Annotated in this window: 25 protein-coding genes; 11 read left to right on the forward strand and 14 right to left on the reverse strand. The window is 52.2% G+C overall.

Annotated elements, in window-relative coordinates; translation table 11 throughout:
* Positions 1-55 precede the first annotated feature (55 nt).
* Positions 56-256, reverse strand: a complete 201-nt coding sequence (locus tag GZZ87_RS09425) for a hypothetical protein (protein ID WP_162026877.1) — start codon at positions 254-256, stop codon at positions 56-58.
* Positions 257-436: 180 nt separating this feature from the next.
* On the opposite strand from GZZ87_RS09425, the gene rpmG reads away from it, so the two are divergent.
* Positions 437-607, forward strand: coding sequence for a 50S ribosomal protein L33 (rpmG, locus tag GZZ87_RS09430; RefSeq protein ID WP_162026876.1), 171 nt, complete (start codon positions 437-439; stop codon positions 605-607).
* Between the two features lie 442 nt (positions 608-1,049).
* Here rpmG and GZZ87_RS09435 read toward each other — a convergent pair whose 3' ends face one another.
* Together GZZ87_RS09435 and GZZ87_RS09440 are read right to left on the reverse strand one after the other, a co-directional pair.
* Positions 1,050-1,268 carry a hypothetical protein gene (locus tag GZZ87_RS09435; RefSeq protein ID WP_162026875.1) on the reverse strand — a complete coding sequence of 73 codons (219 nt, stop codon included), beginning with the start codon at positions 1,266-1,268 and terminating at the stop codon, positions 1,050-1,052.
* Between the two features lie 124 nt (positions 1,269-1,392).
* Positions 1,393-2,460 (reverse strand): Mrp/NBP35 family ATP-binding protein, encoded by a 1,068-nt coding sequence (locus GZZ87_RS09440; protein ID WP_162026874.1) that lies wholly within the window; start codon positions 2,458-2,460, stop codon positions 1,393-1,395.
* A gap of 150 nt (positions 2,461-2,610) precedes the next feature.
* Here GZZ87_RS09440 and GZZ87_RS09445 point away from each other — a divergent pair, with 150 nt between their 5' ends.
* Both GZZ87_RS09445 and menB read left to right on the forward strand, forming a co-directional pair.
* Positions 2,611-3,801 (forward strand): PD40 domain-containing protein, encoded by a 1,191-nt coding sequence (locus tag GZZ87_RS09445; RefSeq protein WP_162026873.1) that lies wholly within the window; start codon positions 2,611-2,613, stop codon positions 3,799-3,801.
* Between the two features lie 152 nt (positions 3,802-3,953).
* A complete protein-coding gene (gene menB / locus GZZ87_RS09450) occupies positions 3,954-4,793 on the forward strand; it encodes a 1,4-dihydroxy-2-naphthoyl-CoA synthase (protein ID WP_162026964.1) in 840 nt (279 codons plus the stop codon).
* A gap of 78 nt (positions 4,794-4,871) precedes the next feature.
* On the opposite strand, the gene GZZ87_RS09455 is transcribed toward menB, so the two are convergent.
* The 5 genes from GZZ87_RS09455 to GZZ87_RS09475 all read right to left on the reverse strand — a co-directional run bounded on the left by GZZ87_RS09455 (position 4,872) and on the right by GZZ87_RS09475 (position 8,631).
* The gene (locus GZZ87_RS09455; protein WP_162026872.1) at positions 4,872-5,174 is read right to left on the reverse strand and encodes a HigA family addiction module antitoxin; all 303 of its coding nucleotides are present in this window, start codon (positions 5,172-5,174) and stop codon (positions 4,872-4,874) included.
* A 13-nt stretch (positions 5,175-5,187) separates the two neighbouring features.
* Complete coding sequence (locus tag GZZ87_RS09460; RefSeq protein WP_162026871.1) at positions 5,188-5,469, reverse strand: type II toxin-antitoxin system RelE/ParE family toxin; 282 nt, start codon at positions 5,467-5,469, stop codon at positions 5,188-5,190.
* Positions 5,470-5,549: 80 nt separating this feature from the next.
* On the reverse strand, positions 5,550-6,446 hold the full coding sequence (locus GZZ87_RS09465; RefSeq protein ID WP_162026870.1) for a hypothetical protein: 897 nt from the start codon (positions 6,444-6,446) through the stop codon (positions 5,550-5,552).
* The gene (gene purT, locus GZZ87_RS09470) at positions 6,400-7,584 is read right to left on the reverse strand and encodes a formate-dependent phosphoribosylglycinamide formyltransferase (protein WP_162026869.1); all 1,185 of its coding nucleotides are present in this window, start codon (positions 7,582-7,584) and stop codon (positions 6,400-6,402) included. Before purT ends, GZZ87_RS09465 begins: the two co-directional genes overlap by 47 nt.
* Before the next feature lie 57 nt (positions 7,585-7,641).
* Complete coding sequence (locus GZZ87_RS09475; protein ID WP_244648022.1) at positions 7,642-8,631, reverse strand: sodium:calcium symporter; 990 nt, start codon at positions 8,629-8,631, stop codon at positions 7,642-7,644.
* A gap of 184 nt (positions 8,632-8,815) precedes the next feature.
* Between GZZ87_RS09475 and GZZ87_RS09480 the strand changes: the two genes are divergently transcribed.
* Together GZZ87_RS09480 and GZZ87_RS09485 are read left to right on the forward strand one after the other, a co-directional pair.
* Positions 8,816-9,217: a BlaI/MecI/CopY family transcriptional regulator gene (locus GZZ87_RS09480; protein WP_162026868.1), complete on the forward strand. Its 402-nt coding sequence runs from the start codon at positions 8,816-8,818 to the stop codon at positions 9,215-9,217.
* On the forward strand, positions 9,217-12,642 hold the full coding sequence (locus GZZ87_RS09485) for a M56 family metallopeptidase (protein WP_162026867.1): 3,426 nt from the start codon (positions 9,217-9,219) through the stop codon (positions 12,640-12,642). Before GZZ87_RS09480 ends, GZZ87_RS09485 begins: the two co-directional genes overlap by 1 nt.
* A 239-nt stretch (positions 12,643-12,881) precedes the next feature.
* Here the strand turns inward: GZZ87_RS09485 and GZZ87_RS09490 are convergent, their stop codons facing one another.
* Positions 12,882-13,529, reverse strand: a complete 648-nt coding sequence (locus GZZ87_RS09490) for a hypothetical protein (protein WP_162026866.1) — start codon at positions 13,527-13,529, stop codon at positions 12,882-12,884.
* Positions 13,530-13,854: 325 nt separating this feature from the next.
* Here GZZ87_RS09490 and GZZ87_RS09495 point away from each other — a divergent pair, with 325 nt between their 5' ends.
* Positions 13,855-14,058, forward strand: a complete 204-nt coding sequence (locus GZZ87_RS09495) for a hypothetical protein (RefSeq protein ID WP_162026865.1) — start codon at positions 13,855-13,857, stop codon at positions 14,056-14,058.
* Here GZZ87_RS09495 and GZZ87_RS09500 read toward each other — a convergent pair.
* Positions 14,055-15,278 (reverse strand): SO_0444 family Cu/Zn efflux transporter, encoded by a 1,224-nt coding sequence (locus GZZ87_RS09500; RefSeq protein ID WP_162026864.1) that lies wholly within the window; start codon positions 15,276-15,278, stop codon positions 14,055-14,057. The two genes, GZZ87_RS09495 and GZZ87_RS09500, sit on opposite strands and share 4 nt — an antisense overlap.
* 539 nt (positions 15,279-15,817) lie before the next feature.
* Here GZZ87_RS09500 and GZZ87_RS09505 point away from each other — a divergent pair.
* On the forward strand, positions 15,818-16,483 hold the full coding sequence (locus GZZ87_RS09505; RefSeq protein ID WP_162026863.1) for a metal-dependent transcriptional regulator: 666 nt from the start codon (positions 15,818-15,820) through the stop codon (positions 16,481-16,483).
* An 89-nt stretch (positions 16,484-16,572) separates the two neighbouring features.
* Here GZZ87_RS09505 and GZZ87_RS09510 read toward each other — a convergent pair whose 3' ends face one another.
* The 4 genes from GZZ87_RS09510 to GZZ87_RS09525 all read right to left on the reverse strand — a co-directional run bounded on the left by GZZ87_RS09510 (position 16,573) and on the right by GZZ87_RS09525 (position 21,991).
* Positions 16,573-17,037 carry a superoxide dismutase [Ni] gene (locus tag GZZ87_RS09510; RefSeq protein WP_162026862.1) on the reverse strand — a complete coding sequence of 155 codons (465 nt, stop codon included), beginning with the start codon at positions 17,035-17,037 and terminating at the stop codon, positions 16,573-16,575.
* Between the two features lie 24 nt (positions 17,038-17,061).
* Positions 17,062-17,511, reverse strand: a complete 450-nt coding sequence (locus tag GZZ87_RS09515) for a hypothetical protein (protein WP_162026861.1) — start codon at positions 17,509-17,511, stop codon at positions 17,062-17,064.
* A gap of 106 nt (positions 17,512-17,617) precedes the next feature.
* Positions 17,618-20,701: a pitrilysin family protein gene (locus tag GZZ87_RS09520; RefSeq protein WP_162026860.1), complete on the reverse strand. Its 3,084-nt coding sequence runs from the start codon at positions 20,699-20,701 to the stop codon at positions 17,618-17,620.
* A gap of 351 nt (positions 20,702-21,052) precedes the next feature.
* A complete protein-coding gene (locus GZZ87_RS09525; protein ID WP_162026859.1) occupies positions 21,053-21,991 on the reverse strand; it encodes a LysR family transcriptional regulator in 939 nt (312 codons plus the stop codon).
* A 93-nt stretch (positions 21,992-22,084) separates the two neighbouring features.
* Here GZZ87_RS09525 and GZZ87_RS09530 point away from each other — a divergent pair, with 93 nt between their 5' ends.
* The 4 genes from GZZ87_RS09530 to GZZ87_RS09545 all read left to right on the forward strand — a co-directional run bounded on the left by GZZ87_RS09530 (position 22,085) and on the right by GZZ87_RS09545 (position 25,671).
* Positions 22,085-22,780: a YggS family pyridoxal phosphate-dependent enzyme gene (locus GZZ87_RS09530; protein WP_162026858.1), complete on the forward strand. Its 696-nt coding sequence runs from the start codon at positions 22,085-22,087 to the stop codon at positions 22,778-22,780.
* Positions 22,781-22,947: 167 nt separating this feature from the next.
* Positions 22,948-23,868, forward strand: coding sequence for a shikimate dehydrogenase (locus tag GZZ87_RS09535; protein WP_162026857.1), 921 nt, complete (start codon positions 22,948-22,950; stop codon positions 23,866-23,868).
* Positions 23,861-24,778 carry an A24 family peptidase gene (locus tag GZZ87_RS09540; RefSeq protein WP_162026856.1) on the forward strand — a complete coding sequence of 306 codons (918 nt, stop codon included), beginning with the start codon at positions 23,861-23,863 and terminating at the stop codon, positions 24,776-24,778. The genes GZZ87_RS09535 and GZZ87_RS09540 overlap by 8 nt, the downstream gene beginning before the upstream one ends.
* Before the next feature lie 35 nt (positions 24,779-24,813).
* On the forward strand, positions 24,814-25,671 hold the full coding sequence (locus tag GZZ87_RS09545) for a hypothetical protein (protein ID WP_162026855.1): 858 nt from the start codon (positions 24,814-24,816) through the stop codon (positions 25,669-25,671).
* The last annotated feature ends 30 nt before the right edge of the window (positions 25,672-25,701 follow it).

Genomic DNA, 25,701 nt, shown 5'->3' on the forward strand with positions numbered 1-25,701 from the left:
AAAAGCGTTCTGCGGTGAATAGGGCAATACGCAATCTACTGAAATACAGTGATGGCTATTTTCCTTTGAATAGGGCGGCATCTAGAATCGACCAGAGATGGATGATCCAGCCGAGTAGGATGACCCAGAGTGCGGCAGCTAGGACGAATTGGATGATGGCGATGAGTAGGCGGCCTTGCACGAGTTGGCCGAGGCCTGGGATGAAGAAGCTGCAAAGTGCGGCGATAACGTTACCTGTGGATCCTTGTTCTGGCATGTTTTTACGATATTGTTGGTGAGAATGACTGTCTCAGCTTGTGTTGTATGGCAGTGTCCTGTGATTTCAAGCTTAGGTCGGCATTAACAAATGAAATTCATTTGAAAAAAGGGTTGCGCTAGACCTCTAAGCACCTACTTTCCGCTGTTTTTCCAAATCCACCTTTAGAATTTTTTAGTTATGGCCAGAGAACACGTAATGATCGAATGCACTGAGGCACGCGCCGAAGGCAAACCAGTATCCCGCTATATGACTACTCGCGATAAAAAGCAGCAGCCAGACCGCGTCGAAAAGAAGAAATATAACAAGTTTCTTCGTCGCCACACATTGCACCGCGAAATCAAGAACTAATCTTGGTTGGCGACACTGCCACTTTACTAAAACCGCCTTACGAGGCGGTTTTTTTGTGTCTGGAGGTCGTGCTCAGGTTGTAGGGGCTTTACTTGTGAAGCCCGCGACTGGCGGGGCATGCATCTCAGTAAACGTAGGTCTCCGAATCTTCGCGGGTGCCGCAAGGAGACTGTCTCACAAATGCCACAGACCTAGTAAATTGCTTGAGTGGCTGTTACTCTCTAAATCTAAATCTTAATCTTAATTTTACTCTTTATCGTAATCTTAATCGAAGCGTTGTGATTGAAGACCTTACGAATCAGCTCAGAGGATTAAGAGTATGGGTAAGATTACGATTATGACGTCGAATATCCTTATATCTCTATTTGTGAGACAATCTCTAAGCAGCACCCCTACGTCAGGCAAAAAAAAACCTCAGCGCTTGGCTGAGGTTTCTGGAAAGTTATTTTTTGGTGATTGAACGATTACTACGCCAGTTTTCGCGGTGTTTGCGAATCCAGTCGAGTAAGGCGCGTTCGAAGCCGATGTCTTTGCCTTTCTTTTCCGATTCGATCCATTTGTGTCGCAAGATCTCTTCGCGCTCGGCGAGGAACTCTTGATACAGACTGGAACGCTCCGCGAAACCTTTGGAGGAATTAGCGGCTGGTTGTGCGGTAGGCATGTCTTTTTTTTCCTTATTCATTGCAGGCAATGTGCCATTTGGGTGAACAATATGATTCAAAACATAGTGACACGGGTTTCGGTGGCTAGTTCAAAAATAAGAACGAGGCAGTTTTAACAAAAAATCATGTGTTTAACTGATCGATGATCTGCTGTGCGACTTTGAAAAACTCCTTTGCGGCTGCAGATTCCGGATCGCTCACGACGATGGGGATGCCGTTGTCGCAACCGATGCGGATCGATGTGTCGATCGGGATCTCGCCCAGAAGTGGCGTTTCGAGCGCAGTTGCAGTGGCTGCGCCGCCGCCTTCGCCGAAGAGGTGTTGGCGTGTGCCGTCGGCGCCTTCGAGGTAGCTCATGTTCTCGACGACGCCGAGATACGGCACATTGACTCTTTCAAACATACGTGCGCCACGGCGTGCGACATTGGATGCGGCTGGCTGTGGCGTGGTTACGATGACTGCGCCATCGAGTGGAATCGTTTGCACGAGAGAGAGCTGTGCGTCGCCGGTGCCTGGTGGTAGATCCACGACGAGGATCTCTAATTCGCCCCATTCCACGTTTTGTGCGAACTGCTGAATGGTCTTCATGATCATCGGGCCACGCCAGACAACTGGTGTGTCTTCGTCGACGAGGAAGCCCATGGACATGGTGCTGACGCCGAAGTTTTGAAGTGGCACGATTAAATCGTTCTCAATCTCGGGGCGGCCTGCGGCGCCGAGCATGAGTGGAATGGAGGGGCCGTAAATATCGCAGTCCATGATGCCGACACCCGCCTTGCCGTCTGCTTCGAGCAGGCGTTGCAGTGCGCAAGCGAGGTTCACGGTGACGGTGGACTTGCCGACGCCGCCCTTGCCGCTGGCTACAGCGATAGCGAATTTGACCTTCTGCATCGCTGCGCTGTTGGTCGGAGTGCTGCCATTTGCGCCGTTGGGGCTTGGTTGATTCTTCGGCTGCGAAATTTCCATACGGACTTTGACGTCCTTGATGCCTTCGAGTGCGCCGACGGTGGACTTGATGTCAGCAGCGATTTGCTCGGGGATTTTCGCATCCCCGGTTGTGATTTCGACGCCGATGAGGACCTCGCCGTCTGTCAGTTCGACTTCTCTGACGAGGCCGAAGGAGATGATGTCGCGGCTAAATCCTGGGAATTTGACCGTTTTGAGAGCTGCTTTGATGCTTTCTGTATCCACTGTAAGTATTGGTTGAAGGAAGGAAGCAGATTGGAACTCTCTGGCGCTGACTCAACACGAATCGGACGATTTATTGCGAAAAACTGGAAAGTTATTCACTTCGTGGATTTGCGTTTGCGGTTTTCGCAAGGCTGGCACTATTTCTTTGCCATGCGCTTTTTACACTGCCTTTTACTTCTAGTTACTTCGTTTTCGTTGCTGCCGATCGTTTCGGCGCAGCAGCCTATGGATATTGGTGATGTAGTTTGGAAGCGAGAGGGGGTTAGGCCCATTGCGGTGGATAGCACAGATGCGTCGATTGCAAAGTTAGCGCGTCGTGCCTTTGGTTTGCATGGTGGTTGTGTGGTGACGACGCCTTCGAAGTCGGCCTATGTGTTTAACATCGAGCGTGCGAGTGGCTCGTCGGTCACGTTGTCGATTAGCTCCGGTGGTCAGGAGCAACTGCGCCGCACCGTGCTAGGGCGTGATCTGCAAAATGCGGTGTTGCGTGCCTGTGATATGGCGGTTGAGGCGACCTTGCATACGAAGGGCTTTTTTGCGGGTAAGTTGGCATTTGTTGGCAAGCAGCGCGGAGTGTCAGAGGTTTATACTGCGGATTTGTTGTTTAATCGCGTGCGCCCGTTGACGGCAGACCGCGCATTGGTGACGGGGCCGAGTTGGTCGCCAGACGGCACAAAGCTACTTTACACGACTTATTATAAGTCTGGTTTTCCTGATATTTACATGATCGACCTGAACAGTGGGCTTAAGAAACCTGTCGCAACCTATCAGGGCACAAATACCGGCGGGGCGTATAGCCCGAATGGCCGTAGTATTGCGATGTCGCTCTCTAGCTCCGGTAGCGCTGAGATTTTTATGGCTGAATCAGTCGGCAAGAAGCCGCGTCGTTTGACCACTAATAAGAGCCTCGAAACTTCGCCAACATGGTCGCCCGATGGTCGCCGCTTGGCCTTCACTTCGGATGCACGTGGTAAGCCGCAGATTTATGAAGTGCCAGTCAATGGTGGTCCGATGCGCCGTATTCCTACGAATGTAAGCAGCTATTGCTCAGAGCCTGCATGGAATCCAGTGAAAGAAAATTTGATCGCGTTCACCGCAGCAGTGAGTGGAGGCTTTCAGATTGCGGTCTATGATAGTGAGCAACAGAAGAGTGATATTGTAACGACTGTCACGGAATCGGCAGTTGAGCCGACTTGGTTGAATGACGGTCGCCACTTGGTATTTACGCAGCGTCAGAGTGGACGCACACGTTTGATGCTCTTGGATACTGAAACGAAGAAAATCAGCGCGCTGCATGTGCCAGACTTCGGCGATGCGTCGTCAGCGAGCTTCGTTTATTAATTGTAATTGTAGGGGCTTTACTTGTGAAGCCCGCGCAAAGGCCTTGAGGTGACGAATTTCTGCAACGTCTCCTGCCTTCGCGGTTCGCGCAAGCACGACTCCTACGTTCTCGAACAGTGGCGTTGCTTTTCGTATAAAAGGCGTCCTATCTTATCGCCATGAATTGGAAAAAAGCCCGCGAGTTTGAAGAGATTATTTACGAAAAGTGCGATGGCATTGCGAAAGTGACGATTAATCGTCCACATCGTCGTAACGCATTCACACCGGATACGGTATCCGAGATGATCGAGGCCTTCACGGATGCGCGTGAAGATACAACGATCGGGGTCGTTTTACTGACAGGCTTCAATCCGCAGACAGATGGTAAGTTTGCTTTCTGTGCCGGCGGCGATCAAAAGATCCGCGGTCATAAGAAGGGCGGCTATATCGGTAAAGACGGTGTGCCGCGCTTGAACGTGCTCGAATTGCAAAAGCTCATTCGCTCGATGCCGAAGGTGGTGATCGCGCTCGTCGCAGGCTACGCGATTGGTGGTGGTCATGTGCTGCATGTCGTCTGCGACCTGACGATTGCTGCGGACAACGCGGTGTTCGGTCAAACAGGTCCGAAGGTCGGTAGCTTTGATGGTGGTTTCGGCTCTAGTTATTTGGCACGTATTGTCGGGCAGAAGAAGGCGCGTGAGATTTGGTATCTGTGCCGTCAATACAACGCGCAGGAAGCGATGGATATGGGGCTCGTTAATAAGGTCGTGCCGTATGAGCAACTCGAAGCCGAAGGTATTGCATGGGCGAATGATGTGCTACAGCACAGTCCGTTGTCGATTCGTTGCTTGAAGTCTGCGTTCAATGCCGATGTCGATGGACAACAAGGCCTGCAGGAGCTCGCGGGCAATGCGACCTTACTTTACTACATGACCGAAGAAGGCGAAGAAGGCCGCAAGGCCTGGAACGAAAAGCGCGAGCCCGAGTTTAAGAAGTATCCGTGGCTGCCGTAGTGTTGGTGCAGTCTTAATCATACTCTTACTCCTAATCTTAATCCAAATCGAAAGAGATTAGGAGTATGAGGTGGAGCTTCACGATGCCATGGGCATGACTTCGCGCTCGATTTTTTTGCCGATGATTCGCTCAGCGGTGAGGAGGTCGTAGGCGGATTGTAAGTTCATCCAGAACTGAGCGTCGGTTCCGAAGAAACGTCCGAGGCGGAGGGCGTCGTCTGCGGTTAGGCGTCGTCGACCTTGTAGGAGTTCATTGACGCGTGGTTGAGTGAGACCCAGGGCTTTGGCGAGCGCAGTCTGAGTGATACCAGAATCTTCGAGGAATTCTTCTCGTAAAATGCGGCCTGGGGGAGCGATTTCGTAGAGCTTATTGGGTTTCATAGCAGAGTGTGTTTTAGTGGTAGTCAGTGATCTCGACGTCATGAACGTTACCGTTGTCCCATCGAAAGCAGATGCGCCACTGTTTGTTAATGCGGATGCTGTGTTGTTCTATGCGGTTTCCTTTTAGTGCTTCGAGGTGATTGCTTGGCGGGATACGGAGTGCATCGAGTGCAGTGCTGGCGTATAGAGTGATGAGTTTATTGTGGGCGCGGCGTTGGATGTCCGATGGTAGCTTTGCTGAATGCATCGCGCGAAAGACTTTTTCTGTTTCTTTATCGGCAAAGCTTAGAATCATTAAAATTGCAAATTATACGGTTTTTCGTATAAGTCAATCGGGATTCAATTTAGGCTAGATTGTTTGTTTTGTAGCGTAGGCTACTGCAGCAGATCTTCGACGAAGGCCTTAGCTTCGGTTAAACGCATGCCGTAACTTTTTCGAGTGAGTTTGATCGCGGCTAGCATATTACCGTGTTCGGCGAGCTGTAGGATCTGATCGTCTTGAGCAGTTTGCTCACTGGCCGTCTTGGTGAGATCGTGTGTCTCCTTTTGTAAGGGATCGATCCGGATGCCTTGGCGGCTGAATGCTTTGAGTGCCGTCTTGATGTTGGGCGTAATGCGGTCACTGGGCGAGCGCCATGCGATGCGAACCGTATGTTCGCCGACGATGGATACCGGGTAGTGCTGATATTTGCTGCTGCTTGTGACGAGTCGCCCTGTTTTGGGAGCTTTGCAGGTTCGCTCATATTTGAGCTGCGCTTTGAGTGGTTGGAGATCTGTGCTTGGGGTGTGCAGATCTAAAAAGGTGTGGAAAGACGTAGTCGTGGCGTTGTCAGCGCCGGGGGCTTTCAGTGTTTGCTTGGTGATGTTTGCGGATTCGATCTCTGTCAGTTTGAGTTCGGCGACTTGTGGATCCTCTTGTGGGAAGTTGCGTTGAGATACGAGCGGAACTTGATCTGCACCTGTTGGGGATCGACTGTAAGGATCCAGTTCGTTGCGCGGAGTGCATGTTTGACTGTGGAGAGCGCAAACAGGCTGATCAGCGCACAGCTTCCGGCTGAGAAGAGCATGATGATGCGCGGTAGATCGCCCATCACATGCCAGCATACGATCGCACCAGTGATGGTGAGTAGGATGAGCGCGAATAAAATGCTGCTGGTCGGCGAGTGCCGAAATCGACTCGCGGAGGGCGAGCGTGATGCGGCCTGCAGCGTGTGGAGTTGCATGGCTACAACTGCACGTCCACCGCACTCGACGCGCGGCAGGCTTTTTCACGTGCCGCTTCAATTGTTTCTGCGCGTGCTAGGGCGACCCCCATGCGGCGCTTGCCGTTCACTTCAGGTTTGCCAAAGAGGCGTAGCTGCGTGTCGGGCTCGCTGAGGGCTTGTCCCAAGTTGCCGAAGCTAACTTGTTTGGACGTGCCTTCGACTAAAATCACGGAAGAGGCGCTCGGGCCAAACTGACGGATCGTCGGGATCGGCAGGCCGAGGATGGCGCGGGCGTGCAGCGAGAATTGCGGAAGATCCTGTGAGATCATGGTGACCATGCCAGTGTCGTGTGGGCGTGGAGACACTTCGCTGAAGATTACGGTGTCGCCTTTGACGAAAAGCTCGACGCCGAACAGGCCGTAGCCCCCTAGGCTGGCGGTGACGGATTCGGCCATTTGCTGCGCACTCTTGAGTGCCGCATCGCTCATGGCTTGTGGCTGCCAAGACTCGCGGTAGTCGCCGTCGACTTGAATGTGCCCGATGGGGGCACAGAAACTGGTGCCACCAACATGGCGCACGGTGAGGAGAGTAATTTCGTAGTCGAATTCGACAAAGCCTTCGACGATGACTTTGCCCTTGCCGGCACGGCCACCTTCTTGCGCGTAGTCCCAAGAGGCTTGGATGTCGGCCTCGGTTTTAACGACGCTCTGTCCTTTACCCGAAGAACTCATGATCGGCTTGATCACGCAGGGCATACCGATCGAGTCGATTGCGGCGCGGAAGTCTTCGAAGGCGTCGGCAAACTGATAGGGAGAGGTGAGATGGCCGAGTTCTTCAGCTGCGAGGCGACGAATGCCTTCGCGGTTCATTGTCAACTGTGTGGCGCGTGCGGTCGGGATGACGGTGACGGCTCCTTCGCGCTCGAGTTCGGCCAGTGTGTCGGTGGCGATTGCCTCGACTTCCGGCACGACGAGGTCGGGCTTTTCGAGCTCAATCACGGCACGCAGCGCCGCACCGTCGAGCATCGAGACGATGTGGGAGCGGTCTGCGACTTGCATGGCTGGTGCGTCGGCATAGGCATCCACGGCGATCACTTCGACGCCGTAGCGCTGGAGTTCGATGGCGACTTCTTTGCCCAGTTCGCCTGAGCCACAGAGTAGCACTTTTTTTGCTGTCGATGTAAAAGGAGTCCCGAGAGTCGTCATTTGCCGAGTGAATGTGCCCGAGGCAGGAGACTCAATCACAAATCAAAGGTTCTGCGATCAACCCGCAAATTGCCAATAGAGGCTGTAGCCGTAGGCACCGACCATCACGACTGCGATGAGTTTGGGAAGGCGGCGAAAAATTACAATACAGGCGAGGTGTAGTAGTGCGGCGCCTGCGATCAAGAGCAGGCCGATATCAAACATGTCGGGTAGCGGCATCGGCTGGAAGATGGCATAGAGGCCAATGCAAAGCGGAATGCAGATATGTCCGTCACCGACTTGTGAGCTGTAAACGACATCGGCTTTACGTTTGTAGGCGTAGTAAAAAGCGAGCACGGCATTGGGCAGCACCATCAACCAGCCCGTTAGTAGGCCGAGTTGGTTCGCGCTGAAAAATCCGCTCTCGCTGTTCATGATCGCAGTGACGATACCGTCGACGGATACCAATGTGAGCACGCTGCCAATCAGGATTAGGACTAGGTCAATGATGATCGCAGGGTGCCATGAGCTGCCGCTGCGGGTGTTTTCTTTGAGCACTTCATAGACGTGGAAGCATTGCCAAAAGAGGAAGAGGCCGACGAGTGCGAAGCCGTCGAAGCGATCAATCGTGCCGTCTTGGCCGAGCACCCAAACCATGAGGCTGAAGAACAGCATCGCTACTAGGGTCAGTGCGAGCGACAGGCGGTGAAGCTTCGAATCGCGCTGAGCCTTTTTAGCTTTGGATTGGGAGCCGAGTTGCAGTCCCCAGATCAGTGCCGGCACAGCAAGTAGCAGGCACAGGTTGGTGATGTTATTCGTCCAACAGTTGATCGCAACTTCTTCTGCAGGGCCTTTGTTTTTCAGCACGACGGCGATGAACACCAAATTGCCTAGTCCTGAAAAGTAAGGCATGAAAAGCGTGCCCAGCACGGTGCCTTCAACGCCGCGATGCGTCATTTTTTCTAGACGCCAGATGATCAGCAATGAGCTGACGAGGAAAATGCCCACGAGCGCGAGGGGCGTCCATACGCCTGCGAAGTATTCAATCTGTGCCTGTATCAATTCCAAGCCGCCAAGTTGTGAGGCTGTTTTCGTGAGTGCAAATTATTATCACCGCTCTGCTTGAAAATGAATGGAACGCCTTATGAAGAGCTTGAATCAAGCGCGTAGCTGAATTTTTTCTTGCGCACTACTGTAGTTACAGTAGGCATATCTACTGTAAATACAGTAGTCCTTTAAATTAGCACGCGCGATGATCAAGAAAAAGCCTTCAGACTTCGAACTACACATACTCAGTATCCTTTGGGAGACGGCTCCGTTGACCGTGCGTGAAGTGCGCGAGCGTCTAACAGATGGTAAAGCGCGTGCCTATACGAGTGTGCTCTCTGTCATGCAGGTCATGGAAAAGAAGGGCTTTCTGCGGCGTGAGCGGCCTGCGACGGGTAGTGCGGATCATTGGTTGCCAGCGGTGGAGCGTGATGTGGTGGCGACGCCGTTGATGCAGCGCTTGATTAGTCAAGTATTCGGAGGAAAGCCGAGCGCGGTGATGCAGCAATTGCTACAGGCCGACTCTGTGGATGCGGGTGAACTGGCCGAGATTCGTAAATTGCTGGAAGCGCATGAGTCGAATCAGAACGACGAGGCGAATCAATAATGGATTGGTTTGCTGAGCTTTCTGTCGACGTGATTGTCGAGGCATTGTTGCACCATCTCTGGCAGGGGGCTGTCATTGCAGTGCTGCTTTTTGTTGTGCTACGATGTTTGCCTGGCAGGCGAACGGATGTGCGCTATGGCATTAGCTTGGTGGCTTTCGGGCTCGCCTGTGCTGCGGTTCCAATGAGTCTTTCGGTAGTGCAGCACCGGGCTGAGCAACAGTTAGATGGGTTGGTTGCTTCGGTTCAGGCTTTGGAGCCGATCGAAGTTTTGGACGCTTCTATGGCAGTCATACCAGAGTCGCGAGTGAGCCAGACTTTAGCGCCAGAGGCTGCTACGTCGGTTGGTGTTTCCTCTGAATGGGGCTGGCGGCAGATTTGTTTTTCGCTGTGGTTGATTGGATCGGTGATTGGGATTGTGCGGGTGATTGCTGCGGTGAGTGGAGCGCGGCGCTTGAAGCGGAGTGCGGAGCCGATTTCGACCGAGCCTTTCTTGCGGGTATTTAAGAAGGTCGGGATGCGGCGCTTGGTGCCGATTTTATCGAGTGCGCAGGTGCCGGTTGCGGCCGTGTGTGGATTGTTGAAGCCTGTGGTGTTACTGCCGCTGAGTCAGTTGACCGCGTTGAGCCCCGAGCAATTGGAAGCAATCATTGCGCACGAGTTAGCGCACATTCGACGCTACGATCACGTCGTCAATTTCTTTCAGTTGATTGCGGAGGCGCTGCTCTTTTTCAATCCATGTCTATGGTGGATCAGTGGGCAGGTGCGGGCGGAGCGTGAAGCATGTTGCGATGCCATTGCGGTGGAGGTGACTGGGCAAAAGCTGACTTATATACGCACCCTAGTCGATGCGGCCGAAGGGCATGTGCCGGTAGGGCTTGAGCTTGCACCTGCATTTGCAGGGGATGGTCGGTCGGCCTCGTTGCTGAGCCGAGTGAAGCGTTTACTGCAGCCGGCATCGACTCCGGATCTGCACCTGCGACTGCCTGTGGTAGCGGGGCTGATTACGCTGAGTCTTGTTGGCATTGGACTTTTTCAACTGACAGCGACCGTTGCGGTGCAGTTGATGACGCCCGAAGAGCGTATTGCGGAGATCGCTGAGCTGCAGGCTGTTTATCCGGACTATCGTTATCGTGCGAGCTCGGCCTCGGATCCGAAGTTTACGGTTCGTGGGCAATTTCTTCTGCCTGGCGGCGTGGTGCCTGATGAGCGGATTACCTTTTATAGGTATTCTCAAACGAGCAGTGGGCAGTCTCATATCTCTGGTCGAACTGATAGGTCTGGGCATTTTGATTTTACCGTAGGGAATGGGGAGTCACAGTTAATGGCAAAGGCTGACGGTGTGGCTCCCGTGTATCATGATTTTGGTTACATTGAGGAAGATGTTGACGGTGTGGTGCTTGAATTAAGTGAAGGTGATCGAGCTAAAGTGCGTTTTGTCGATGAGGAGGGTGAGGTGCTTGAAAGTGTGAAGGTCCAGGGGAGTTACGACTTAGGCCCAGGGCAAAATATTCGTTTTGATGGATTGTCAGGTGCAGACGGTATCGCGAACTTTGAGCATCTTGCGCACTATCCTGTGAACTTGAAAACCTCGTCGGCGGGGTATGAGCAAGGGGTTTTTAAAGGTGTGACGCTTGCTGAGGATGAAATGGTGGAGTTGCGTTTGTCACGCACTGAGCCGACAGAGATCCGAGTTGTTGATCAAGTGACAGGCGAGCCAATTGCGGGCGCTGAAATCGGTTTGAAAGGCAGGAGGAGCTCTGAGGGCGTTCATACATATGGTTCACCACCGTCAGTTGCACCGAGTAACAGTCAGGGAGTCGTCGTGTTGGATGGTTTGCGTAGTGATACTCACTATTATTATGTGGCAGAGATCTACGGTTATGCAGGTGCCGTGCTTGGGCCAGTGACTGCTGGGCAATCGTATGACTTGCCTATGTTGTCAGTGAAGCCCTTTAGTTTTGAATTAAGGGGCGTGCCTGCAGAATGGCTAGGTGAGGGGGAGACGATCAAAGTGAATATCGCTCCAACTTTGAAGATTGATGACGATGGTGGGTATACTCCGTTCGGTGAGGTGCAACAAGTTACAGTCGTCGATGGTATTGCTCGATTTTCATATTTGCCACGCTATCAGTCCGAGATCCGAGTGCGGGTCAATGATGCTGATTTTGAGTATACATGGGCGGATTTACAGGATGAGGACGATGTCGTTCTGATCGATTTGACGCCATTGAGTGCTAGAAGTAAATCGGGGCTTCAGCAGGTCCGTGTTCGATTCAATGTGCCGGATGGGCAGCCTCCTGTGAATGGTTCAATGATTGCGCAGCATCTGAAGTATGCTGAGGGCTCGGCCGCAGTGAGACAATTAGTGCGCAAGCGAGTCGATGTGCTGGATGGAGTCTCAACGTTTTCGGTGCCTGCTCCGAATCGCGTGGAGCTATTACCAGAAGGGTTGACGGGATATTGGATTCAGCGTCCCACTGGCAGTCTTCGTGATGAGGTTCTTTTCAATGAGGATGGTTCAGTCTTTGAAATTGAAGTCGATGCAGAGCCTGCGGGTGCGATCATGGGAAATGTGCATGAAGTCGATGGTAGCCCTGCGCGGGGTGCTCACATCTCTGTGTTTGTGGCTGATGTCGAAGGAAACACCATGAGGGATCGTTCGCTACGTGTGGAAGTGAAAAACTCTAGCTTGAGCCATGATCTAAGTGATCGCTATTTGGCGACGCCGTTGCCAGTTGGTGGAGTGTATGTTATTTGTGTGAATCGTAATTATACACATGTATTGTCGGAACTTATTGAGGTTACCGAAGAACAGCCGCTGCATCAGTTCGATTGTGTGCTGCCTGTCGGTGAGACGATTGCTGGGCGTATCCTAGATTCAGAGGGTCGTCCTGTGGCATATCAGAAAACTCGATTTTCGTTTCAACCTGATGCAGGACATGGGTTTTCTAGAGATGGGCCGATGACTGATGCTGAGGGACGTTTTCAGATCGAGGGGCTCAACTTTGATGTAGATGGCTCCTACTATTTGATGGTGGATTCGGTTCTGGGGCATCAGCCTAGCCGACTTAAAATTAAGTCTAGAAAGCGTGAGCAAGTGTTTCCGTTGAAACAAGGCTATCGGATCGTCGGAGTGGTGCGCGAAGCGTCGACTGGCCGAGTCATTCCGGGAGCTGAAGTGTATGCAACACGTGCAGAATATGTCGAAGGTGCCTATCCCACATGGTTTGATTGCGAGAACACGGATGCGCAGGGGCGGTTCGAGTTTGATAATTTACCGGAGGGAACGTTTGAGATCGGTTCGCGTTCTGGTAAATTTGTGAGTGGGTATGCGCCTTCAGCTAAGGCGGGGGGAGGCTCCGAAGTAGAGCTTCAAATCGAACTCTATAAATGGTCGGGGCTCGTTCCGGTGGATGCGAAGTAGGGATTCGGGAATTCGCTCAAAGGCTGGTGTTGGGAGACTCTATCCCGCACATCTAGGAGTTGTCCTCAGGCACTTGTTGCCAAGCCAGAGGTTGTAGATTCCTTGGTTAGATGGGTGAGTGTCGCAATTGTCGACGCGGGTAATTGCTATAAAAATATGGAAAATTGGACAGCCGCCAATGGCGGCCTTCAGCCCTTAAGCTCCTGCCACTTGACCCAAACTGCATGCGATCGGCTTGCTTAGTCCTGCGTTTCGATCTCCACTAAATGAGAATAAATCCTTATCTCATAGTTACTAGTGTCGGCGAAGGCGATGTATGGCGTGCCCTCCTTGTTGTCCTTTCTTTGAAGATGAAATGTAATGCTTGAGCCTTTCTCTGCATCCGCAGAGAGATTGGGGATGAGTTCTCTGATTTCGTATAGACCGCTCCTTGGCACGCCGGATTCTATATATAGTTTCCAACGTGGTGAGTCAAAGAGGGCATTCTTACCGAACTCTTCAGGGGCGATCGCGATATAAAGATAGATCCCGTCCTCAGCGTTACGAGTGTTCTGATGAGATAGGCTACAGACTTGCATCTCTTTCTCCTGCTCCTTGTCATAGATCATCACTTGAACGGTGAGGAAGTGAGTGGATGAGTCATATGGCTCAAAATTAACCTTTATATCAGATATATCTAGAAATCGTTTGAAACTGTCTTTGGTCCATGTGCTTTCAGTTTTATATTTTGGGTAGGGGGCATATTTCGCTGGCCAAGTGTCGTGAGCTGGAGCAGGGGCCCAGAACCAGTATGAGGGCCATTCTGCTTGAGTGACTTCCTCACTTTCATTGCAGCCTGAGAGTAGTGCCGCAGCTGCGATGAGAATGAATGCTATAGGATGTTTCATATGCTGGAAGGTGGGATGTAAGCTCGCGTTGAAAGAGTGACGTAGGTTAATTATGGTAAGTCAATGAACTGCCTGCATCTGTGATGTGCAATGCTATTTAATGGGTTTGGGAGACTGAAAAGGGAATGTTTTGCGACTCTTAAAGTCGCTTATTCTTTATCGTTTGTTGCCCGCTTAATGTGCGCTTAACCACGATGGCGGATCCAAACGATAGATCGCATTTTTTAAACCGCAGAGTTCACTGAGGGCGTAGTCGAGTTCCTTTAGGTGCTCGACCGACATGGCGATGGGGTGTCTCCTTACCAAGGCGGTGACCACCTGAAGGATGCCACCTACGATTGAATGCCTGCTCTGGGCATCAATACATTGTTCACTGGCTCTGTTTGTTTTTACTATGCCGTATGTGATTTACGTTTATGAACGTCCATTAACGGTTGAAAACATGCGTTGGACTGGTGCTGCAGGTCGTAGTTCCCCTCTCAGTGTGCGTGGCATCGGTAGTTGGTCAGTCTATCGCGGTATTCTCTAATTCGCGCAGCAGCAGGATTTCGTGGCCTGCTTCGGTTGGCGCATGGTGTAGAGTGAGACGAATAAAATCACAATCAAGGCAACGCCGCTGGCGTGTTGCCAGAGTGCGGGTTGCATGTCTGCGTGGTCGTGTGCGGCGTGCTCCATTGCACTTGAAGTGAGACTGCTATTGAGCAGCCAGCCTGCGAGCCATGCAATCACTGTGAGGCAGCCTAGGTAGATGAGTGTGGCTTTGCGCCCAATAAGTTTCCAGATGGTGACAACCGTCGTGGTGTTGGTCGCGGGACCGGTGATTAGAAAGATGAGGGCAGCGCCGGGTGAGAGCCCCGCGGCCATCAGGGCATAGGCCATCGGGATGGAAGCGGTGGCGCAGATGTAGAGTGGCAGGCTGATCACAGTGGCGAGCAAGAAGGCGAGTGGGCCAGTGCTAAAGGAGCCGCTGATGAGGTCGGCTGGGAGGAGTGTGGTGATGAGTCCTGCGAGTCCGAGGCCGACGAGTAGGGCGACGGCCAGGTCGGCTGGGAGGTTGATGAAGCCGTAGCGGAGAGCGGCGCTTAGGCTCCGCTTGGGGAGACCTGAGGGGGGAGACTTGAGGGGGGAGACCTGAGGTTGGAGGCCTGAGACTTGAGGCTTTTCTGTCTTAATCATGCTCATACTCGTAATCTTACTCGGTGTGGGGGCTGCGGACGGAGGAGTCAGGGACTGATTAGGGTTAAGAGTAAGATTAGGATTAAGGCTGAGGTTCGGACTGAGATTGATTGTGGATGGAGAAAGGTTTGGGCTTGGAGTGGTGTCTTCCACTTTCTCTTTGCAGAAGAGCTCGATTAGAAAGCCAGTGACGATGCCGCTGACAAAGGCCACTGCGACGCGCACTGCGGTGAAGAGGCCGCCCATGAGGGCATAGGTGGCTAGGATGCTATCGACTCCGGTTTGTGGGGTGGAGCTGAGGAAGGCGGCGGTGGCGCCGCGGCTAGCGCCACTCTTTCGTAGGGAGGCGGCGACGGGAATGACGGAGCAGGAACACAGCGGCATCGGCACGCCGATCGCGCAGGACTTGAGGACGGAGCTGAGTCCGGGCTTGCCGAGGAGGCGTTGCACTTGCTCCTTGCGAATTAAAATGTGCAGGAGCCCCGCGATGGCGAAGCCGAAGATCAGGTAGGGCGCCATTTCGGCGACCATCTCCCATGTGTTGAGAGCAAATGCTTTGAGGAATGCGGACATTTTACGAAGTGGAGAGTGAGGAGTGGAAAGTGGGGAGGGGGAGAGCCTTAATCGTAATCTTACTCATACTCTTAATCTTCTTTGGGTCGAGTCTTGGATTAGGATTCAGAGTCGTGTGTGGGTGACTGAACGCCAATGCCATCGCATATTAGCAAAAGTTGAATCGGATGAGGTTCTATCCATGAGTATTTTATGGCCACAAAGAGGCGCAAAAATACACAAAAATTTCTGCTGTTTAGTTTTTCGTGCTTCTTTGTGCCTTTTTGTGGCTGAAACTCAAGTGGCCTGGAGTTCTTTAAAAAATGATCTTGGGTTGTGGGCACTTCCAATGCCATCGCATATTAGCAAAAGTTGAATCGGATGAGGTTCTATCCATGAGTATTTTATGGCCACAAAGAGGCGCAAAAATACACAAAAATTTCTGCTGTTTAGTTTTTCGTGCTTCTTTGTGCTTTTTTGTGGCTGAAACTCAAGTGGCCTGGAGTTCTTTAAAAAATGATCTTGGCGTTGTGGGCACTTGAAGTGATCGTGTGCGCGTCATGGCTAGTTCTACGGTAGAAGATTATATAAAGCACATTTACTTGGTTTCTGAGAAATCGGGGAAGGATCAGGTATCGATGGGCCATGTGGCTGAAGCGCTCGGTGTGGTAGCTGGCACGGCGACGACGATGGTGAAGGCCTTGGCGGATGCTGGCCTCGTTGATTATGAGCCGCGGGTGGGGGTGCATTTAACGGAGCATGGCCGTAGGTTGGCGCTGCATGTATTGCGCCGACATCGCTTGATTGAGCAATTTTTAGTTGAAGTGCTAGGCTTCGACTGGTCTGAAGTGCATGAAGAGGCGGAGTGCTTGGAGCACGTGGTCTCGGATCTGTTACTTGAGCGAATTGATAAAAAATTAGGCCACCCCACCGAAGATCCGCATGGTGATCCGATCCCATCGGCAGAAGGTGAGCTATTGCACGGGAGTTCGGAGAGCTTGGTGGCTTGTCCGTTGGATATGCCACTTTCAGTGGCGCGTATCACTGATCAAGACCCTGACTTTTTACAATACATTGCGCGTGCGGGCTTAAATCTCGGCATCGAGTTGCAAGTCGTCGAGCGCAGCATGAGTGCGGAATCGGTGCGTTTGACTGTGACTGAAACAGGCGAAGGCCTGACGCTGGGGTTAGGCGCCGCGGCAAAGGTGCTGGTGCGCGAAGCGTAGCGCTTTTGTTGCAGAACGGTGGGCAAACGAAAGAGCCCCATGTTGTATCAACATGAGGCTCTGATTGCGAAAGGTTTGTGTTTACGTAGCTAGTGTCGATGCACTGGGTAGTAAGCGGTCAGTGCTTCGATGCTTTCTGCAAGTGCGGTGGCATATTTGCTGTCCGCATTCTGCTTGGCCTTCATCGCGTTGACGATGACGGTGTGGTGCTTGACGAGGCGCTCTTTGTAATCCTCTTGGTCCGCTTTGACGCGTTGTGTGAGGAAGTAGTTGCTGATGGTGTCGATGATCTTTTGAGCGTGTTCCTCTTTATTGGCAACCCAGCGTGTCATTTGATTAATGGATTGTGCGTCTGTTTTGCCTTCTAGTTCGGCCATCATCTTGGTGGCTTTGGCGATGGTGGCTGCGTCTTCGAGCATGCTTTCGACGCGTGCGCCGTCGTTGTAGATGCCGCAGGGCACCTCGCAGTGAGCTTCTGCTGTCTGCGTGGCGATGAATGGTGTGGTGACGAGCGAGAGCGCAAATGCGAGTTGGGCAAGTTTGGAGGTTTTCATGGTTTTGTATGAGTTATGGGTGAATTACTCTGCGTTGTCGGTCGGAATCTTATTCTCGACTGGTAGCACGAGGAGTGGGGTCTTGGATTTGACCCAGATATTCTGCTCTTTAAAGAATTTTGCAGGGATGACTTCGCAGGCTTCGCCGACGGTTTCGACAGGCATGCGGATACCTTTGGGCGTGGTGTTAAATTCGTGTGCCGCGCTGTGGATGCGCCCTGGTGAGGTGGCGAGGTCGTCATCTTCAGGGATTTGAGCGATCCAGCCGACGATGTCTTTTTCCTTATAGATGCCATCGGGATCGGAGATCATGATGACGTTTTGCTTCTTCACTGGTGGTGGGCGAAGTGCCTTTTCTTCTTCTTCAGCTTTGAGTTCGAGCTCAATTTCTTGCATGATGCCGGCGATCTTGCGGATGTCGGGCTCATTACGTTGAAGGATGAATTTGAGGGTTTCGATATCGATCTTAGGCATGGTAAGGAAGTGAGACTTGAGATTTGAAAGCTGAGACTTGAGAGAAGTTAAGAGCGTGCTATCAGGCGGAGAATTTTGGTGTCGGGCAATCGAAAAGTGCGTGAACTTACTTTTCGTAGATCAGTTCGGCTTCATCGAGGGATCTGCCAAAGGCGTCCATCGATTCGATGAAGGTGTAATTGGGTGTCGCTCCCCAGTCCCACGTCTTGCCTAGGATATAGTGGCGCACTGTCAGCGTATCATCATCGCTTACGGGAATACTGACGGCATCGGATACGGTGCTGATGACGGCTGCGGCCATATCGCCATTGTGTTGCAGTTGGCTGATAACGATGAGGCTTTCGTTGGTGCGATAGACTTTCTCGATTTCGATGCCCCACCCTGCGTCGGGTGCGTCGAGTCGCACGGAGAGTGATTGTTGCTCTAGTATGGTGGTGGGTTCTTCGGTTCGCGGCTCTTCGAGTGAGCCTGCGATCACGAGTTTGTTGAGCTCGGGATTTAGGTGTTTGCGAATCGTGGAGTTCACCTGCTTCGCGGTGACGGATTGTAGGCGCTTTGGGTATTCGTCGATGTATTCTGCAGGGAGTCCGCGTTGCATGAAGCTGAGCACTTGGCCTGCGACTCTACCAGTGGTAGAGAGGCCTACGAGGTAGGAGCCAGAGAGCGTTTCGATGGCTCTGTGCGCTTCATCTTCGTTGATACCTTGCTCATACCAGTCGGTGAGGACGGATTCGGTGGCTTCGAGGCCTTGATCAAGGAGCGCTGGCGAGAAGCTTGCGCTTAGGCCCCAGTTGCCGGGAGTCAGAATGTCGCCCGAGTGGGTGGAGTGGATGCTGTAGGTGAGGCCTTGCTTCTTGCGCACTTCTTGCATGAGGCGGGAATTGAAGCTGCCGCCGAGGATGTAGTTGCCGAGCATGAACGGGATATAATCGTCATCGGTGCGCTGCAGGCCGGTGTTTTGTGCATAACGCACTGCGACACTCGTCTTATCTGTGATGTAGATATGTTCAGATTGTTGGCTGTTTTCGAGTTGGTCGGGCTGCTTGGTAGGGTAGTCTACGCCGCCGGTCCAGCCGTCGAAGGCAAATTCGACTGCAGCTGTGAGTTGCTCGAAGTCAATGTCGCCAGCGAAGACGAGGCGCATGGATTGTGGGCCGTAGTGATCGGCGTGGAATTGTGCGATGTCTTCGATCGTCGTGCTTTTTAGGTCTTCGAGGAGCACTTCGATCTCATCTGTGTAGTTCGGGTGGCCTTTCGGGTAAAGGAGGCGGGCGATTTGAGCGTCGGCTCTGTAATCGGGGTTGTCGATGGCTTGGAGGTAGCCTGCGGTTTGGCGACTTTTCAAGGTTTCGAGGACTTCGGCATCGAATGCTGGTTCGCGAAGTTGCTCGGCGAGTAGCCCCATGATTGCACCGGCGTCTGCACGTAGAAATTTACCAGAGAATTCGAGGCTGTGTGCGCTGGCGTTGAAGCTGATGTTTGCTCCTAGGTTATCGAGGCGTTCGGCGATGGCGAAGCGATCGTTGCGCTTGGTGCCTTTGTCGAGCATGGCAGCCGTGAGGCCTGCGAGTGCGGGCGCATCGGTAGGACTGAGTGTTTCGCCTGCGGCAAAGCTGCCCACGAAAGAGACGACGTCTTTGATCGGCATATCGATTGCAATCAGTTCGATGCCGCCGACGGTGGCGCGTTGCATATGGCTAGAGAAATCGACGAGTGGAGCAGTTGTAGTGACTCCGGCAGCTGTTGCCACCGCTTCTGCTGAGTTGTGTAGTGGGCCGTAAATGGCGGGATCGCGGAAGTAGCGCGGGCCGTGGTGAGCGTGGTTTGTGAGTTGTGCGACGGTGCTTGAATTTTGCGGAACGAACCAGCCAGTTGTGCTGTTGTTGCGGATGAAGTATTTTGCGGCGACGCGTTGAATGTCAGCGGTGGTAACTTTCTGTATCGCTTTGGGCAGGTTGACGTAAGTCGTCCAGTCGCCCATGGCGATGGCTTCATTGATCTGGTCGGCGATAGCGTAGGGGCCGTCGCGTCCATAAACCGTGTTGGCTTGGATGACGGCCTTGGCACGTGCGAGCTCGTCTTCTGTCACGCCGCCGCTGATGAGTTTTTTAATTTCGTCGAGTATGATGGATTCGGTTTCTTCGTGAGTCGCCTCGGGGGTGAGGAAGGCTGCGAGTATGAAGAGGCCGGGGTCGCGAAGTTGTGGCGCGTAGGTGAACGTCGCGCTGGCTTTGCCCTGGTCTTCGAGTGCGCGGTAGAGGCGCCCAGTCTTATCAGCACCGAGTATTTGCTCGATCAGCGTGAGTGCTGCCCAGTCAGTGTTGGCACCTTCGGGGGCTTTAAAGCCAGTCATGACGACGCCGACCTGACCTGTGCGTTCGATTATTAAACGGCGCGGGCCGAGTTGCTTGGGTTCGGTGGTTTCAACGGTGGGTATTGGGTTGGGCGCTGTCGGCACGGCGCCGTAGAATTCTTTGACGGATTCGAGAGTGGCATCCATGTCGAAGCCGCCGATCACGGTGAGCACCGCGTTTTCCGGCCAGTAGAAGTCGTTATAAAACGCGCGCAGCTTCTCTGGGGAAGTGTTCTCGATGTCTGAGCGCCAGCCGATTGTCGGGTGCGAATAGGGATGGGCGACGAATGCTGCAGCATAGACCTCTTTGATTAAGGTGCTGACTGGATTGTTTTCGCCGCGTTCATACTCGTTGCGCACGACGGTCATTTCCGACGCGAGATCCTCTTCGCGGATGCGAAGGTTACGCATACGGTCGGCCTCTAGCTCGATGGCGCGTGAGACATACTCGCTTGGTAGCGTGGCGTAGTAGTTGGTGCGGTCGAAGTAAGTAGTGGCGTTTGAGCGTGCGCCGATACGCTCCATGACGCTGGAGTAGTCGGAGCCATTCTCGCTATTAAAGCGATCCGTGCCTTTAAACATCATATGCTCTAAAATGTGAGTGGCTCCCGTCGTTCCTGTCACTTCGTTGCGAGCGCCGACGTTGTAGGTCACCATAACCGTAGCGACTGGCAGACCTTCGTTGGGCATGAGGAGCACGCGCAGTCCGTTCTCGCTGAGTTTGTATTCCTGTATCTCGTCCAGGGTTTGAACGTGTTCAATTCCTTCGGGGAGCGCCGACAGGGAGGAGCAAAGGGCAAATGTGCAAGTCGTAGTTAAGGCAGTAAAGAGCTTCATAGTTTGAATTGAATGGAGTCAATCAGTGGGCAGTAAAAGTTCCGATCGAATTACTGCAAGCACCGCGCGAATTCTTCGGCACTTTATTCGCGTAGAAGATTGGGCACAAAAAAACGAATGCCTGTGAGGGCATTCGTTTTGTATAAACCTTAAAAGAGTCGTTAGGAGCTGTATGTCAGTGTTTTATGAAGAATCTTCGATTCGCCAAATGGCTTCGCCCTTCGGTTGCACCTAAGGGCATAATGAAGTGTCGCTGCGCTCGGTAGGCGACCGGGAATGCTCTCGCAAGCGCTTCATTACCAAGGGCTAACTCCTAACTCCTGAATCTAGGATAAAGAACTGAAGCGTTCGCTATTTCGCGTCGTCGCCTAGGTCGGCGATCTCTGCTTCGACTTGTTCGAGGCGGTTGAGGTCTTTCGAGGTTAAGAGATCGATCAGTTTTTTGATCGCTGGTGTGAGCACGCGGCCCTTGCGATGAATGAGTGCAAGCGGACGTTTGTAAGTCTTGTTCTTGAACTTGAGGACTTTGAGCAAGCCTTGGGCTTCTTCGCGCACCACAGTGGTCTGGGGAAGGATCGCGATACCAGCGTTGATCTCGACGGCGCGTTTGACGGTTTCGACGTTATCAAACTCCATGACTGGCTCATTCTCGATCTCAGCTTCCTTAAAAATGATATCGGTTGCTTTACGAGTCGGGATGTCTGGCTCGAATCCAATGAATTTCTGACCAGCGACTTCTTGAATATCGACACTCTTGAGCTTCGCGAACGGGTGTTCTGGGCTCACGACGAGCACGAGCACGTCGTCGTGGAACGGAAGGACTTCCAGTTGTTTGTGCTTTTGTGGGTATGCAATGAGGCCGAGGTCGATCGAATTGGTAAGGATATCTTCATAGACCATGTTGGCTCGGCGATACTCCACGCGTATGTTCACCTCAGGGAACTTCGCTAGGAAGACTTTCACGTATGGCGGCAATTCGTGCAGCCCGATACTATAGACGGTGGAAATGTGGATCGTGCCGCTGATGACCTTCTTCATCTCCTGCAACTCGCTGTTTAGCTTGTCGTAGAGGTAGAGGATCTCTTTGGCTGATTCGAAGAGCTTTTTACCTTCGCGTGTGAGGCGGAATTGCTTCTGGCTACGATCAACAATGAGAATATTGAAATGCTTCTCCATTGCTCGTAGTTGTTGGCTTACGGCAGATTGTGTGATTCCGTTTAACTTTGCGGCTCGCGAGAAGCTTTCGCTCTCTACAAGGTCGGAAAAAATCTTAAAGTTTTCAATGTGCATATTTAATGGTATAACAGTATCTAATGGAAAAGCAATATCATAAAAAGCATTTCTTATTTTAAATTCTACGAGTAACACATTTGCTAATAGGCTATGATTTCATTTGAAAGTTTTGAGGGTAATTTGAGGGATGTGAACTCCCGTATTGAGACTGCGTGTCTGGATGCGGGGCGTGATGTTGGCAGTGTTCAGTTGTTGCCTGTTACGAAGAACCATCCGGTGGATGCCGTGCTGTATGCCGCGCGTGCTGGGCTGACAGCGGTGGGAGAGAACCGCGTGCAGGAGGCTAGTGAGAAATATGCGATGCATCTTGCCGACGTGCGTTGGGAGTTGATTGGGCATTTGCAGACGAATAAGGCGAAGGATGCGGTGGCGATCTTTGATCGGGTGCAATCTGTGGATTCGCTCAAGCTGCTGAATCGTTTAAATCGTTGTGCGGAGCAGTTGGGGAAAACGCTATCAGTTTTACTACAATGCAATACGGGAGAGGATCCGAATAAGCACGGCTTCTGTGTTGGCGAGATGGAGGGTGCATTAGAAGCCGCACTGGCGGCAGCGAATTTACAGGTCGATGGGTTGATGACGATTGCGCCGCTAGATGATAATCCAGATGTGGCAAAGGCAGCTTTCGAGGGCTTGCGTGACCTGCGAGATCGGTTATCAGCGCAGTATGGATTACCTTTGGCTGAATTGTCTATGGGGATGACGGGAGATCTTGAAAGTGCGATTGCGGCCGGTTCTACGCAAATTCGTGTCGGCACGGCGCTATATGGAGCTCGGGTGTATTAGTGATTGTGAAGTGAGTGGCGGCGATTAGTGAAAGTGATAGGGCGCGGCAACGGGGCAGTCTGTGGTCCGGGGGTGTTGTAATTATTTCTTTCGGATTGGATGGAATCGTCTCGTCTCCATGTGAATTACAGAATTAGTTCGTAGACAGTTATCTTTATATTTACGCAGTGGACACCGAAAAAACTTATACCCTCAGGGATCTAGAAGCGACCGAATTTAGCGGCACTCCGTTGGCCGTCATTGGGCATCCGATTAAGCACTCCGTTAGCCCAGCGATGCACAATGCTGCATTGGCTAAATTGAGAGAGGCGGATTCTCGCTTTGTTGATTGGGCCTATTACCGTTTTGATATTGCTCCGGAGGATTTTGCTCAGGCCTTGCCGCTGTTTCATCAGCGCAACTTTTTGGGGTTGAACCTTACGATTCCGCATAAGGTGCAGGCGATGGACTTGATTAAAGGCGTCTCGCCAGATGCTGAGGTGGCGGGAGCAGTCAATACTTTGGTCTGGGGCGAGTTGGGCTATGATGGCTTTAATACCGATGGTTACGGACTCTCGAAGGCGTTGGAGTTGGATCTCGGAGTGAGTCTGAAGGGGGCGAATGTGATGCTACTCGGCTCGGGCGGAGCGGCGCGTGGTGCTGCGGTGCAGTGTGTGCTCGAAGAGTGCGCACAATTATATGTGGGCAATCGCACACCCTCGCGCTTGCAAGAGTTGATGGATGTGATTGGTGGTATGTCCGGCGGAGAACGTGCGCAAACTTTTGCGTTTAGTCAGCTTCCAGAAGACCTGCCAGAACAGGGTGTGGTGGTGAATGCGACTTCGCTTGGCCTAAAGGAGGGAGACCCTGCGCCCATCGACGTGAGCCGACTTCCCTCCGGGTGGAAGGTCTATGATATGATCTATAATCCATTGACCGCTCTACTGGTGCAGGCGCATGCAGAGAATCTTCCAATCGCCAATGGGCTTTCGATGCTGGTGCATCAAGGTGCCCGCTCTTTAGAAATTTGGTCGCACAGTGTGGTCGATGCGCATGCGATGATGACTGCCGCCTGTCACGCTTTGAACCTACCTCCACGTAATGATTGAGACTTTTTCATATATCAACGCCGACTTCCCTTGGTTTTTCGCGACCATCAGCTTTATTTTTGGAGCGATTACAGGCAGCTTTTTAAACGTCTGCATTTATCGTATCCCTGCGGAGCGCTCGGTGGTGTTTCCTGGGTCGACTTGTGCATGCGGGCAGGCAATCGCATGGTATAACAATATTCCGATCCTGAGTTGGTTTATTCTACGCGGGCGAGCTCCTTGCTGTGGTGAGCGATTCAGTGTGCGTTATCCCGCGATCGAGATGCTTACAGGGGTTTTATTTTATGTATGCTGGCTGATGCACCCTCCCGTTGTGGCGATCATTGGCTTTGTTTTTATTTCATTTTTGATCTGCTCCACGTTTATCGATTTCGATCATATGATTATCCCTGATCGGTTCTCGATCGGTGGCATGGTGCTCGGTGTGGTGCTTTCTTTTTGTTTCCCCGCGCTGCATGGTGTGGAAGGTCAGCCGATTATGGAGAATGTTGAATCAGGCGTGCGTTCGATTGTCGGTGCCTTGGTCGGTGCAGGCTTGGTGTATTGGATCGCGGTGCTCGGTGAGATCGTGTTTCGAAAGCCAGCAATGGGGGAGGGGGATGTGAAGTTTGTTGGTTTTATCGGTGCGTTTTGCGGATGGCAGGGGGCGGTGTTTTCTATGTTTGGCGGCGCATTTATCGGCTCTATCGTGCTGTTGCCGCTGCTGTTGATTGGCCGTATTTTTGGTTGGAAACAGACGATTGGTAGTGATGAGGGTGAGGATGAAGAGGGCGAAGAGACGGTTGCATTCGGCTCACAGGTGCCTTTTGGACCGATGCTCGCGCTGGGTGGATTGGTTTATTTTCTAGGATTTGACTACTACGTGGATTGGTATTTTGCGGATTTTGTAGCCAACTTCTTTGGGCAGTAGGTTCGTGCTATGGCCGATTAATTATTGTGAGTGGTGTGCAATCAACCGGTTCAGGAGAGTTCCTCATCGTGAGCATGGCGTATTGCATGACTTGGGAGCTGACTGGCACGCGGGCAAAATACCATTGGTCGAAGATTCACGCATTGCTTGCTGGTGAGAATGGCCTGAGTGAAAGGCAACGTTGGGCGATTGAATTGTATGAGGAGGGGGCGCCGACAGCACAAGAAGAGCGCTCGATTCGTTCCCGCATTGATGCGTATTTGTTGCAGCCTCGGGATGTTGCCTATTTCCGGTGCGGTATTCTTAATTTATTACCTGATCAATTGCGCCGAGGCGCCGAGGCGCATAGTTTGATGCGTGGTCTGGTGTTGCCGTCGACCGAGTTTGGCTTGTTGAAGTCATGGGTGATGAGCTGGAAGAGCTCACGTGTTCAAGCGGCGCAGGCGCGTGTGTTGCCGCTGGCTGAACGCGAAGCAGATTTCGGTCACTTTTTAGAGCAGCCGCATTTTGTGGCGAGCTTCCGTAAGTTTTGGAGGGTTGCACCGAAATGTCGAAGTAATCGGCGCACACGTGTTTTAGTTTGTATTGGTGCAGCGCTGAGTCAGATGGTGCGCGTGGATGAGACAGTGGACTTTGATTTGTGGACGGATCGGTTGGCGGTCACGTGTCACTTTACCGAGCAAACCCGAGTGGATCTGCGCTTGTTGATCGATGAAATGTCGAACGTCTCTTATGATTTGCAGGAATTAGCCTATCGCTTGTTTGTAGATGCGCGCGAAATCGACCAGCGGAATTTGCAGAGCTTTATGAATCATTACGGCGATGAGTTGTCTGCCTTGGCTCCAGAACTCGCGCGGAGTATGCAGTTTAATTCCAATGTCATGACATATTGAAACATTTCGAATGGATCATTCGAGCTCCGC

The sequence above is a fragment of the Lentimonas sp. CC4 genome, assembly GCF_902728235.1.
Classification (GTDB): domain Bacteria; phylum Verrucomicrobiota; class Verrucomicrobiia; order Opitutales; family Coraliomargaritaceae; genus Lentimonas.

What these genes read in the sequence shown, in the direction of transcription:
- GZZ87_RS09510 (WP_162026862.1), bottom strand. Translation starts at nt 17,037, where the DNA reads ATGAAAACCTCCAAACTTGCCCAACTCGCATTTGCGCTCTCGCTCGTC.
- GZZ87_RS09525 (WP_162026859.1), bottom strand. Translation starts at nt 21,991, where the DNA reads ATGCACATTGAAAACTTTAAGATTTTTTCCGACCTTGTAGAGAGCGAA.
- GZZ87_RS09540 (WP_162026856.1), top strand. Translation starts at nt 23,861, where the DNA reads ATGATTGAGACTTTTTCATATATCAACGCCGACTTCCCTTGGTTTTTC.
- GZZ87_RS09530 (WP_162026858.1), top strand. Translation starts at nt 22,085, where the DNA reads ATGATTTCATTTGAAAGTTTTGAGGGTAATTTGAGGGATGTGAACTCC.
- rpmG (WP_162026876.1), top strand. Translation starts at nt 437, where the DNA reads ATGGCCAGAGAACACGTAATGATCGAATGCACTGAGGCACGCGCCGAA.
- GZZ87_RS09490 (WP_162026866.1), bottom strand. Translation starts at nt 13,529, where the DNA reads ATGAAACATCCTATAGCATTCATTCTCATCGCAGCTGCGGCACTACTC.
- GZZ87_RS09425 (WP_162026877.1), bottom strand. Translation starts at nt 256, where the DNA reads ATGCCAGAACAAGGATCCACAGGTAACGTTATCGCCGCACTTTGCAGC.
- GZZ87_RS09505 (WP_162026863.1), top strand. Translation starts at nt 15,818, where the DNA reads ATGGCTAGTTCTACGGTAGAAGATTATATAAAGCACATTTACTTGGTT.
- GZZ87_RS09515 (WP_162026861.1), bottom strand. Translation starts at nt 17,511, where the DNA reads ATGCCTAAGATCGATATCGAAACCCTCAAATTCATCCTTCAACGTAAT.
- purT (WP_162026869.1), bottom strand. Translation starts at nt 7,584, where the DNA reads ATGACGACTCTCGGGACTCCTTTTACATCGACAGCAAAAAAAGTGCTA.
- GZZ87_RS09495 (WP_162026865.1), top strand. Translation starts at nt 13,855, where the DNA reads ATGCCACCTACGATTGAATGCCTGCTCTGGGCATCAATACATTGTTCA.
- GZZ87_RS09520 (WP_162026860.1), bottom strand. Translation starts at nt 20,701, where the DNA reads ATGAAGCTCTTTACTGCCTTAACTACGACTTGCACATTTGCCCTTTGC.
- GZZ87_RS09500 (WP_162026864.1), bottom strand. Translation starts at nt 15,278, where the DNA reads ATGTCCGCATTCCTCAAAGCATTTGCTCTCAACACATGGGAGATGGTC.
- GZZ87_RS09460 (WP_162026871.1), bottom strand. Translation starts at nt 5,469, where the DNA reads ATGATTCTAAGCTTTGCCGATAAAGAAACAGAAAAAGTCTTTCGCGCG.
- GZZ87_RS09435 (WP_162026875.1), bottom strand. Translation starts at nt 1,268, where the DNA reads ATGCCTACCGCACAACCAGCCGCTAATTCCTCCAAAGGTTTCGCGGAG.
- GZZ87_RS09480 (WP_162026868.1), top strand. Translation starts at nt 8,816, where the DNA reads ATGATCAAGAAAAAGCCTTCAGACTTCGAACTACACATACTCAGTATC.
- GZZ87_RS09455 (WP_162026872.1), bottom strand. Translation starts at nt 5,174, where the DNA reads ATGAAACCCAATAAGCTCTACGAAATCGCTCCCCCAGGCCGCATTTTA.
- GZZ87_RS09485 (WP_162026867.1), top strand. Translation starts at nt 9,217, where the DNA reads ATGGATTGGTTTGCTGAGCTTTCTGTCGACGTGATTGTCGAGGCATTG.
- GZZ87_RS09445 (WP_162026873.1), top strand. Translation starts at nt 2,611, where the DNA reads ATGCGCTTTTTACACTGCCTTTTACTTCTAGTTACTTCGTTTTCGTTG.